General features: G+C 78.9%; 1 pseudogene. It reads left to right on the top strand.

Features of this window, described 5'->3' with window-relative positions:
* Positions 1–196 precede the first annotated feature (196 nt).
* Positions 197–322: pseudogene (locus tag JHD67_RS21735) on the top strand (polyamine aminopropyltransferase); the annotation flags it as partial.

The raw sequence follows: 322 nt of genomic DNA, 5'->3' as shown, positions 1-322 counted from the left end.
CCCCCCCCCCCCCCCCCCCCCCCCCCCCCCCCCCCCCCCCCCCCCCCCCCCCCCCCCCCCCCCCCCCCCCCCCCCCCCCCCCCCCCCCCCCCCCCCCCCCCCCCCCCCCCCCCCCCCCCCCTCTTTCCCCCCCCACCCCGCAAACCGAGATTCGGTCACGGGTCTCGTGGGCTCGGAGATGTGTATAAGAGACAGGCGCCACGGCGGCATCCTGGTGCAGCAGTCCGAGTCGCCGCTGGCCCACCTGGAGCTGATCAAGTCCATGCGTTCGGCCATGCGCACCGCCGGCTTCAGCGCGGTGAAGACGCTGCCGTTCCCGCAG

It is taken from the genome of Dyella sp. ASV21 (genome assembly GCF_016428975.1).
Classification (GTDB): Bacteria; Pseudomonadota; Gammaproteobacteria; order Xanthomonadales; family Rhodanobacteraceae; genus Dyella.
This window is presented reverse-complemented; position numbering and strand designations above follow the sequence as displayed.